The 10,843-nt window shown below is 55.1% G+C and carries 6 protein-coding genes; 3 read left to right on the plus strand and 3 right to left on the minus strand.

What is annotated here, in order from left to right:
• Positions 1 to 526 precede the first annotated feature (526 nt).
• On the plus strand, positions 527 to 3,163 hold the full coding sequence (gene topA / locus ACP5D4_RS06165) for a type I DNA topoisomerase (protein ID WP_428010753.1): 2,637 nt from the start codon (positions 527 to 529) through the stop codon (positions 3,161 to 3,163).
• A 326-nt stretch (positions 3,164 to 3,489) separates the two neighbouring features.
• On the opposite strand, the gene ACP5D4_RS06170 is transcribed toward topA, so the two are convergent.
• Together ACP5D4_RS06170 and ACP5D4_RS06175 are read right to left on the minus strand one after the other, a co-directional pair.
• Entirely contained in the window at positions 3,490 to 4,071 is a 582-nt protein-coding gene (locus tag ACP5D4_RS06170) for a TIGR04376 family protein (protein WP_428010754.1), read from the minus strand.
• Positions 4,072 to 4,114: 43 nt separating this feature from the next.
• On the minus strand, positions 4,115 to 5,236 hold the full coding sequence (locus ACP5D4_RS06175; protein ID WP_428010755.1) for a type II secretion system protein N: 1,122 nt from the start codon (positions 5,234 to 5,236) through the stop codon (positions 4,115 to 4,117).
• A gap of 152 nt (positions 5,237 to 5,388) precedes the next feature.
• On the opposite strand from ACP5D4_RS06175, the gene ACP5D4_RS06180 reads away from it, so the two are divergent.
• Positions 5,389 to 7,065 (plus strand): hypothetical protein, encoded by a 1,677-nt coding sequence (locus ACP5D4_RS06180; protein WP_428010756.1) that lies wholly within the window; start codon positions 5,389 to 5,391, stop codon positions 7,063 to 7,065.
• Positions 7,066 to 7,071: 6 nt separating this feature from the next.
• Here ACP5D4_RS06180 and ACP5D4_RS06185 read toward each other — a convergent pair whose 3' ends face one another.
• Positions 7,072 to 7,725 carry a L,D-transpeptidase gene (locus tag ACP5D4_RS06185; protein ID WP_428010757.1) on the minus strand — a complete coding sequence of 218 codons (654 nt, stop codon included), beginning with the start codon at positions 7,723 to 7,725 and terminating at the stop codon, positions 7,072 to 7,074.
• 293 nt (positions 7,726 to 8,018) lie between these two features.
• Here ACP5D4_RS06185 and ACP5D4_RS06190 point away from each other — a divergent pair, with 293 nt between their 5' ends.
• Entirely contained in the window at positions 8,019 to 10,754 is a 2,736-nt protein-coding gene (locus ACP5D4_RS06190; protein WP_428010758.1) for a PD-(D/E)XK nuclease family protein, read from the plus strand.
• Positions 10,755 to 10,843 lie beyond the last annotated feature (89 nt).

The raw sequence follows: 10,843 nt of genomic DNA on the forward strand, positions 1-10,843 counted from the left end.
GGCTACGATTCTCGTTCGATCGCACCGAAAAGCCGCGTTCGCAATGGAGGCGGTAACGGCTCGACCAGATGCCGAACGTATCGATGTTTTGAATCCTTTTCAGTCAACGGCTCTCAAAGCCCGAAAGCATTAATCTTAATAGATTTTACGTTCGATTTTAGAATTGCTTAAGCATTCTTGTAAAGGATTCTCAATTTTATGATACATAACGATACGTCCAGTTCGATCGACCTTAGAGACGACAAAATCTAATCGAAGCGTTTATAGTGATTTATCACTCATCGGATCGATCGCCCCGGCTGACGCCTCACGTTCGATCGCGGTCGCAGCGGCGGTATCGCCGTTTCGGTCGGTTCGGTTTCCCTCCCGAGGGCGATCGATCCTTCAAATTTTTTTCGATCGTCCGATTGTCGATTCTCGACGTTCGGATATATGGTTGAAAATAAAGACCCACGGGAACGTCCCACCGGGCAATCTCTATCCATCCACACTCGCCTAGCTGTCACTGGTCGAAGTAACAAACTCCATGTCAACCCTGGTCATCGTCGAATCTCCCACCAAAGCCCGCACCATCCGTCAATATCTCCCGGCTGACTTCCAGGTGGAAGCCTCGATGGGTCACGTTCGCGATTTGCCACAATCGGCGAGCGAAATTCCGGCTGCTGTCAAAAAGGAGAAGTGGGCACAGTTGGGAGTCAACGTCGAAGCGGACTTCGAGCCGATTTACGTGGTTCCGAAGGATAAGAAGAAAGTCGTCAAATCCCTCAAAGACGCCCTCAAAACCGCTGACGAACTGGTTCTCGCCACTGACGAAGACCGCGAAGGTGAAAGCATTAGCTGGCACTTGTTGCAAGTCCTCAAACCCAAGGTGCCCACCAAGCGCATGGTCTTCCACGAAATCACGGAAGACGCCATCCGCAGCGCCATCAACAACTGTCGCGATCTCGACGAGCAACTCGTCCACGCTCAGGAAACTCGCCGCATTCTCGATCGCCTCGTCGGATACACCCTCTCGCCGCTCCTCTGGAAAAAAGTCGCCCCCAAACTCTCCGCTGGGCGCGTGCAGTCGGTGGCGGTGCGCTTATTGGTGATGCGGGAACGGGAACGCCGCGCCTTCCGCACGGGTTCCTACTGGGATCTCAAAGCCAGTCTCAGCCACGACAATACGCCTTTCGAGGCGAAGCTGATGTCTGTCGGCGGGACGAAGGTGGCGACGGGAAGCGATTTCGACGAGAAAACCGGGAAAATCGCCCAAGGTCGTAACGTCCTGCTGCTGAATCAGGAAGAAGCGATCGATCTCAAAAACCGCCTCACAGACAAAGACTGGACGGTGGCGAAGTTCGACGAGCGGTCTTCCAAACGCAAACCCGCCCCGCCCTTCACCACCTCCACGCTGCAACAGGAAGCCAACCGCAAATTACGTCTGTCCGCCCGCGAGACGATGCGTGTCGCGCAAAGCCTCTACGAAAACGGCTACATTACTTATATGCGGACGGACTCGGTGCATTTGTCCGAGCAGGCGATCGCCGCCGCTCGTCAGTGCGTCGAGCAGATGTACGGGAAAGAGTATCTCAGCCCCAAACCGCGCCAGTACGCCACCCAAAGCAAGGGCGCTCAAGAAGCTCACGAAGCGATTCGTCCGGCGGGAAGTCGCTTCCGCACGCCCAAAGAAACGGGATTGAGCGGCCGAGAACTGGCGCTGTACGATTTGATTTGGAAGCGGACGGTGGCCTGTCAGATGGCGGAAGCTCGTCAAACCTTCGTTTCGATCGATCTCAACGTCGAGGACGCTGTATTCCGCGCCAACGGAAAACGCATCGACTTCCCCGGTTTCTTCCGGGCTTACGTGGAAGGTTCCGACGACCCCAACGCCGCCTTAGAAGACCGCGAAGCTATCTTGCCCAATCTGGAGGTGGGCGATTCTCCCACTTGCACGGAAATCGACCCCATCGGTCACGAAACCCAACCCCCAGCGCGATACACTGAGGCGTCCTTGGTGAAAACCCTCGAAAGCGAAGGTATCGGGCGCCCGAGTACCTACGCCAGCATCATCGGGACGATTATCGATCGCGGCTACGCCCAGATGACCGGTAACGCCCTGATTCCTACGTTTACGGCGTTTGCGGTGTGTAGCTTGCTGGAAAAATACTTTCCCGACCTGGTGGATTTGCGTTTCACGGCCAAAATGGAGCAAACCCTCGACCATATCTCTACCGGAGAAGTGGATTGGATTCCCTATTTGCGAGAGTTTTACCTGGGCGACAACGGCTTAGACACGCAAGTTCGCCAGCAGGAAGACCGCATCGACCCGGCGGAAGCGAAAACCGTCGAGTTGGAAAACCTACCTGTTAAAGTCCGTATCGGCAAGTTCGGTCCGTATTTGGAAGCGGAGAACAACGGCGACACGGTTACGGCGTCGATTCCGCAAAATCTCACGCCCTCTGACCTCGACCCGGAACAGGTGGAAGTCCTGCTGAAGCAGAAAACCGAAGGTCCTGAGAAATTGGGGATGCACCCGGAAACGGGAGAGCCGATTTATCTGCTCATTGGCAGTTACGGTCCTTACGTGCAGTTGGGTGACAAAACTGACGACAACCCGAAACCCAAACGCGCTTCGCTCCCGAAAGGGTTGAAGAAGGAGGACGTGACCCTCGAGACGGCGGTGGGGCTGTTGTCGTTACCTCGGAAGTTGGGGGTTCACCCGGAAACGGGGAATGCGATTCAGGCGGGATTGGGTCGTTTCGGTCCTTACATCGTTCATAAGAAAGGGGGTGAGGACGGGAAAGACGATTATCGATCGATTAAAGCCAGTTCTGGGGACGATGTGCTGACGATTCAGCTCGATCGCGCCTTGGAAATGCTGGCCGAACCGAAGCGGGGACGCGGCCGTCGCGGGAGTACGAAGAAACCGTTACGGGAACTGGGGGAACACCCGGAGGAGAAGGAACCTATCAATGTTTATGATGGTCCTTACGGTCCTTATATCAAGTACAAGCGGAAAAACGTTTCGATTCCGGAAGGGGAGTCGGTGGAGGATTTGACCTTGGAACGAGCGGTGGAATTGATTGCGGCGAAGAAATCTACGAAGTCTCGCAAGTCTACGGGTAAGACGAAGAAGAAAACTTCGACGAAGAAGACTTCGACTCGTAAGAAGAAGAGTTGATTTGCTCTCGTTGGGGTGTTGGATGCAATGCCTTAGCGAGTCTATTAACACAAAATCTGTTTTTTGTCAATAGTTTTTGTGTGTTTTTTCGGTGGAAGCTAGATCCCCGGCATCTTCAAGATGCCGGGGATCTGGATTTTGGGAAATTCCCGACCTCGCCGCCGAAAAACCGATCGCAGCAGAACGCCAGGGACAAAGTATTAGCGAGCTTACTATCATAATATATTTTTTTGTCAATAGTTTTTGTGTGTTTTTTCGGTGGAAGCTAGAACCCCGGCATCTCGAAGATGCCGGGGTTCTGTTGAGGTGAATTTCTCGAAAATGGCTTATTTGCCCATGTTTCGCTTTAACTGTTCCAATTCTTCGTCCGTTTCCCACTTCTGAAATACCTGTTCTAAGGGATCGGCGGGATTGTTTTGAAAGCGATAATTTGCCGTTTCGTCCCAACCGGGAATGTTCCACGACTGACTCGCCGCAGCTTGGGCGCGTTGGGCGTTAATTTCAGCAGCTTTGGCGTGGACTTCTTGGCGGTGCGTTTGAATTTGTTTCTGTAACTCTTGGGCTTTGGCGAGGCGTTCTTTTACCCCTTGCATTTGTCCCCAAAGCTGGTTTCCTTGTCGTAACAATACCGCTTCTCGATCGCGGGCGGCGGCGGCTAAATCCTGGCGTCCGGCTTGGTCTGCTTTGTCGATGCGGATGTGCCAGCGTTGGATGTCTTGGGCGGTTTCGAGGATTTTATCTTCGAGTTGCTTTTGTTTGGCTTTTAAATCCGCAATCAGGCGCAACGTATCCTCTTCCTGTTCCCGAAGCTGTTCTTCGAGGGCTTGGAGTTCCAAATGAGGGTTGGCTTGGAGAAATTCTTCCAAGCGCGTTTCGAGAAATTTGCTGAAGTCTTCAAATAAACCCACGATCGCATTCCTTGTGACAGCAACAGTGACCCGAAACCACCCCTTAAAATTGTTGGCCGACGTAGATCGATCGAACTTCGCCGTTACGCCGCAACGACACGCGATCGCCCGTCACTTCCACCAACGTCCACCCACTGCTGGCGATGGGTTCACCCAAATCCACCCATTGCGGCGAACCGTTGATTTCAAATAACGCCGCTGGTCGATCGCCCTCTCCTCGTTCCAGAGTCCCCACTAAAGCGTAAACGTCCGTTGGAACTGGGCGACTGGCGGTCTCTGTCGGTTCTTTCGCCTCGGGGGTTACAGAGGACGGGGCGGGTTCGGAAGCCGGTTCGGGGGCGGGTTCTGGAAGCAATTCTGGCGAGACTTCCACCGGAATCGGAGGGGGAGATACTGCCACTGCGTCGTCGGGATCGACGGTTGGCGGCGTGGGATCGTCGGCGTTTTCGAGGTCGCCGGGAAGTTCCGGTAAGGGTACGGGAGTCGTCGAAACCCGCTCTAAAGCGTTGGCGATGCGGCTGAGAGACTGCGCCACCGTGTTGGGAGAGGTGGGGTTGACGGGAATCGAGAGCGTCGCCACGTCCGGCGGAATGGCGGGTAGGGCATCGGTTTCCGATTCCGGTAATTCTGGAGTGCGGTTTTCGATGCGATCGAGCGCCTGTCCGAGATAATCTGAAAATTCTGCGTTGGCGACCACTTGCGGATCTTCCATCACTGGGGCGGGTTGTGCCGTTTCCGCGTCCGTTTCCGCCGTCGAGAACCAATTTTTCAGCAAACCGCGATCGAGCAGCCACAACGCCAACACCACCACCAGGGAGACGAACGCGCCGCCGAGTAACAGGCGATCGAACCACAAAAAGGACTTGTCCGTTTTCGCCTTTTCCTCGCTTTCCGAGTCCACCGTCACCGGAACCGACTGGGCTTCCGGCTTCGTTTCCGCCGCCGGTGCCACCAACGGCTGTACCACAATCGGCGGAATTTGAATCGGTTTGAGTTCCAGGGGTTTGGGATCGGCCGGTTCTTGGGGCAGCTGTGTCGTACTGTCGAGTAAGCGATCGACATCCTGAAACACATCGTCGATCAACCGATCGGCATAAGCATCAACCGGGCGATCGTCCCGTTGCAGGCGGTTGTCAGTGGGGTGAGTGCTAGGGGTTTCCGGCATAACGTATCCTCAACGTCTCCTCACGCGCGAGCGTTTGGGGTGGCGATTTTGGCTCGACTCAACCAAATTATAAGGCATGAGATAAAGCATAGGTTTTCGAGAACTTGTGCGAAGATAGCAGCGATCGCTGCTGTTTCCCGTGTTGTCCGACTATGCGAGAGTTATTCGCCCAGCACGCCCTGGGGCAGATTCCCAAAATCCTCACCCTGCTCGATCGTAACCCCCATAGTCCCACCTATGGCTGTTTCGATCGCAACTTCTGGCATTACAAAATTATCGACTTTCCCAGCGGGATGTCTCAAGAGTTCGTCTACCCCCTAGCGTTGGCGTACTGTCTCCCCATTCCCAACAACCCCTTTTACGAAAAAGCGGTCATGCGCGAGTGGGTGGAAGCGGGCATTCTCTACGCTGCCCGAAGCGCCCACCCAGACGGCTCTTGCGACGATTACTTTCCCTTCGAGCGTGCGGGGGGTGCGGCGGCGTTTTCCCTCCTGGCTTGTTTGGAAAGTTACCAAATGCTGGGGTTGGACAACTATGAAATTCTGAAATTTTTTGAAAAACGCGCCGATTGGCTGGCCGAACACCACGAAAGCGGACGACTGACGAACCACCAAGCCCTCATCGTCCTCTGTTTGGAACTGGCGGGACAGGTTCTCGGACAGCCCTCGAAATGGGCGCGATCGAAATCCCGACGGTTAGAACGGGTTCTGGAGTGGCAAAGCGAAGAAGGCTGGTTTCAGGAATACGAAGGCTGCGATCCGGGCTATCATACCTTAACGATTTGGTGTTTGGCGCGGTTCGAGCAGCTTCGCAACCATCCCGACGATCGCCTTCGCGCCGCACTCGATAAGGCGATCGAACTAGCAGGACACTTTATCCACCCAGACGGTAGTTTCGGCGGTGAGTACGCCAGTCGCAACACCTATAATTTCTTCCCCCACGGCTTCGAGATTGCGGGACAATGGATGTCCTCGGCGTTGCAGATTAACGATCGCTTCCTGCATGGGTTAGCCAACGGACTCGGACCTTGCTACGCCGACGATCACATCGTCGGACACCACACCTGGAACTATTTGTTAGCGTGGCGGGATTTCGTCAGCGAACGTCCGCCGCTTCCCCCTCGCCGCGTCGGTCATATTTGGCTCAAAGAAGCGCAAATTCTCATCGATCGCCGCACCACGTTTCCCTCGGTCTCTGAAGACGGCGACGCCACCGACGCAGCGCCACTTCCCGACCCGAAAAACCCCGCTGAAGCGACGATCGAGCTTTACGTGGCCCTCAATAAAGGGGGCGTGTTTAAGATATTCCGCGACGGACAACTCGTCGCCTCCGATACCCAACTGTCGCTACAGGTGAAATCGGGAAACAAACTGAAAAACGCTGTCGGTCATTTGGTCGATCGCTATCAAGTGCAAGTGCAACCCCACGAAGTCGAAATTCGCGGACAGTTGGGATGGTCGAAACAGCAGCAAATGACGCCGTTGAAGTTGATGGTGTTGCGAATCGTCATGTTGACGGTGGGGCGGTTTTTCCCGAATTTAATTCGCAAACTGCTGCAAAAGATGTTGATTACGGGTAAAAGTGAAGCGCCGTTTTATTTTACGCGCCGTTTCAGTTGGGAAAAATCCCATTGGTTAGTGACGGACGAGGTGACGGCGAAATCTTGGAACGACGTTAAATCGGCGGGAATCGGCTGCGATCAGACTTCGATTTACGTGGTGATGAGTCGTACTTTCCAACGAAATCAACTGCGATCGTGGATCGATTTAACAGCGGCGATCGAACAGTTACCGAGCGATCGCGCGTTGCAACTCACTCGTAAGTTTTAGTCGATTTTAGGGTTCGACAACGACAGTGGTTCCCGGTTCGATGCGATCGAACAACTGACGAATATCGGCGTTTCGCATCCGCACGCAGCCATGCGACACCGCTTCTCCCATCACCGACTCATCAGGAGTTCCGTGAAAGCCGATTTCATGGACTCCGTCCGTCCAAAACCCTATCCAGCGTTCCCCCAGCGGATTGTTCGCCCCAGGGGGAACGATCGCCCCCGTTATCGGATGTTCCCAAGTGGGATTGGGGATTTTGTCCGTCACCTCGAAGGTTCCCGTCGGCGTTTCCCAACCGGGTTTTCCCACGGCGATGGGATAGCGATCGATCCGTTGGTTTCCGCGATAGAAAGAGACCGTTCGATCGCTGAGATCGACAACCAAACGGGAAGAGCGATCGATCGTCGCTAAATTCGGTGTCATCCCCCCAACCCCCCTTTGAAAGGGGGGCGAAGGGGTGGGTGGCGAGGGTGGAGTTTGCGGCGTCGAGACAGTGACAACGCTGACTTTCGCCGTTAACAGGGGAGGTTTCGACGGTTCTGGAGAAGCTTTTACAAAGCGGTTGGGAAAGAGTTTCGCCCCTTCCAACGCCAGGAGAACCAACGCACCGCTAAAGCACAGCAGCGCCACAGTGTTGGCGGTTGCGTCGTTTCGTACCATGACTGGCGTTTCCTGACTGCTTCTTCGATGGTACTGCGATCGATCGAGGAATTGCGAACATTTAACAACCGTTTCTCCTCTCCCTCCAATCTGTGGTGAAACGGTGCGTTCGGGTGAATTCAGGTGACGCCGGAACATACGCTACCTTTGTGCTGTTGGGTTCCACTCCGTTCCACCTAACCTACGGTGAAACTTATCGATTTTAAGTTTGTGGAAACTCTCAAAATTAACAGGTTGAAAAAATTTGCTTTAATTGGAGTTAACTTCGAGAAAAAACTGTCGCGACTGCAAACATGAGAACTGTCGAACTTTCCCTCGAACTCGATCGAACCCCCGAGATCGATCGACTCGTACCCATTACCGCCAACCCAGACGCCGCGCAAGCCTTGGGCGTTCCCCATCGCACCCTCGACAGTCTCGCCCGTCAAATTTGCCAATCTTGCGGTTGGCGCGTCGCACCGCCGTTGTTCGCCTATCGCACCCGTTTCAACGTCGCCCGCGAAATTCTCGAAACCGACGATCTCGAAGGAACCCTTCGCACCTCTCACAACGCCGTCTCCACTTTGTTGCGATCGGGAATCGACCTCGACGCCCTTCTCGCCACCGAAGAGATTTCAGAAGATATCTCAGAACATCTCTCAGAAAACCTTTCAGAAGAGAGTTCAGAAGAGATTTCAGAAGAGATTTTAGAAAAGAGTTCAAAACCTCGACTTTCCAAAAAACTCCAATCTCTCGTCCGCTTTACCCGAGAATATCGCGATCGCCTGCACGAAAGCCACACCATCGATGCAGCAGAATTATTCTGGCACGCCGCCAAACTCCCCGGCGACCCCCAACCCCTTCTCGTTTACGGTAACGGCGATTTCGGACGAGACGCCCTCACCTTTCTCGATGCGATCGCCGCCGAGGGTAGCCTCTTACATCTTCCCTGTACCGAAGACGACGGGTTTCGCGATCGCCGCGACGCCGCCGAAACCCTCAAACAACGGGGTTGGACCGTTCGCCGCAGCCAAACAAAAACCCACCGTTCCCCCGCCAGGTATACCGTCTATCCCAACCTGGATACCGAAGTTCGCCACGTCCTCACCGAAATCAAATCCCTACTTAACCAGGGAATTCGCGAAAGCGACATCGTTCTCGTCACCCGCGACGAAGCCACCTACAGCGACATCGTTCTCGATATCGCCTGGGAATACGACCTTCCCATTCGTCCCCGCTACCCGATTCCCCTGGAAAAAACCCGGTTCGGGGCGTGGATGCGGCTGTTGTTAGACGCGATGCGATCGCACTTCGCCTTCAACCCCACCGCCAACCTGTTACGCCATCCCCTCACCCCTCACCAACCCTCCCTAAACTGGAATCAAGTTCGCCTACAACGTCCCGACACCCGCCGCGCCTGGGATAATTTCGGGGCGGATTTAGACAAATTGGGAAGTTGGAAATCCGCCACGCGCAAAACCTGGGTTCACAGACTCCAAGCCATTCTCGATACCTGGAACTTACAAGGACAGTGCAGCCTGTGGCCCGGCGAACTGGCGGCGTTGTATACCTTTCAAGAAGGGCTGCTGAGTTTAGGACAACCCGAACGCGATCGCCTCACGTTCGATCGATTCGCCCGAGATGTCACCGATAGCCTAACTCTCCTACAAGTTTCCGCCCAACCGGGACGGGGCGGCGTCGCCTTACAATCCCCCCTGTCTCTCGTCGGCGCAAAAGTTCCTTACGTCTTTCTCCTGGGTGTCGCCGAAGGAATCTATCCCGCCCCAGTTCGCGACGACGCCAAACTCGACTTTTTAACGCGCCAGCAGTTAAACCGCCAGGGATTCCCCCTCGAAACCGCAGCGCAAATCGCCCGTCGCGAGGCGGTGTCCTTTGCGTTGTTGTTACAGGTGGCGACGACGCGCCTCGAAATGTCTTACCCGCAGCAACGGGGAACCGAACCCACCTTACCGAGTCCGTTTCTGTCTCAGTTCGAGATTCCCCCCTCAGCGGCGTCGGAACCGGAGGTGAAAACCGCCGCCAGTTGGGAAGAAGCGCGAAAATACCGCCTGCGTCAGTCCGATCCCCGCGTGGTCAATTTCCTCGGAAGCGATCGCGTGTTGGATCGCGTGTTGACCCACGCCAGCCATACTTGGGCGGTAGAGTGGAATCGAGAGCGATCGACCCCGTTCGATCGCTTCGATGGCGTCACCGACATTCCCCTCGATTACCGAAAACGGGTGTTCAGCGCCTCTCAACTGACGATGTTAGGTCAGTGTGGCTTCAAATGGTTCGCCACCCAGTTACTCCACCTGGCGGAACTGGCGGAAGCGGAAACGGAACTGTCGGGGCTGTTGCGGGGGCGGTTGTATCACAAAACCCTGGATTTGGTTTATCAGAAAGCCAAAAACTCGCCGGATTTGCGTCAGGGAATGTTAGACGCCTTAGAAGCGGCCTTTACCGAAGCCGAACGGGACTCGAACTTACCCGTTTTGGCGGCCTGGAAGGCGCGACGTCACGAACATCTCGAACGGTTGCGCCAGACGATTTCGCAGGAATCGTTTTTACCGGACGGAACAGAGGTGTTAGCCACCGAACAGGAGTTTGAGGGAGTTGGGTACGGATTGCGCGTCAAAGGGATTATCGATCGCATCGACCTCTCCCCCGAAGGAGTGCGCTTAGTGGAATATAAAAACCGTTCCAGTCGTCCGACGCGGGCGAAAGACCGTCGCGGAAAAGCCGCCCTGGACGTACAACTTCCCCTGTACGTAGATGTCGCCGCCCCGCAACTCGGCGGCGGGCGTCCCCTGGCGGAAGCCTATTATTATTCGTTAACCAAGGGGAAAGTTATCGGCCGCGCCAATTCCGTCGATGAGGCGGCGCTGTCTGAGTTCGCCCAGCGCGTGGTTGGCGATCTCAAACAGGGGGCGTATCCCGTCGAACCGGATGTAGACTACCGCGCCTGTCAGTATTGCTGTCACGATTTGGTCTGTCGTAAGGGGAAACGGTTGGAACGGAAAGGGCGCGATCGCACTTCTCCGGACGAGTAATCTTCACGCTCAGAGACACATCCCCCCCAACCATCCCCCCAACCCCCCTTTCAAAGGGGGGCGAAGGGGGGATAGGGGGCGAAGGGGGG

It is taken from the genome of Baaleninema sp., assembly GCF_049974805.1.
Taxonomy (GTDB): domain Bacteria; phylum Cyanobacteriota; class Cyanobacteriia; order Cyanobacteriales; family Geitlerinemataceae; genus Baaleninema.

Bases quoted from the DNA above. Each gene is read 5' to 3' on its own strand.
- topA (WP_428010753.1), top strand. From the start codon at position 527: ATGTCAACCCTGGTCATCGTCGAATCTCCCACCAAAGCCCGCACCATC.
- ACP5D4_RS06175 (WP_428010755.1), bottom strand. From the start codon at position 5,236: ATGCCGGAAACCCCTAGCACTCACCCCACTGACAACCGCCTGCAACGG.
- ACP5D4_RS06180 (WP_428010756.1), top strand. From the start codon at position 5,389: ATGCGAGAGTTATTCGCCCAGCACGCCCTGGGGCAGATTCCCAAAATC.
- ACP5D4_RS06185 (WP_428010757.1), bottom strand. From the start codon at position 7,725: ATGGTACGAAACGACGCAACCGCCAACACTGTGGCGCTGCTGTGCTTT.
- ACP5D4_RS06190 (WP_428010758.1), top strand. From the start codon at position 8,019: ATGAGAACTGTCGAACTTTCCCTCGAACTCGATCGAACCCCCGAGATC.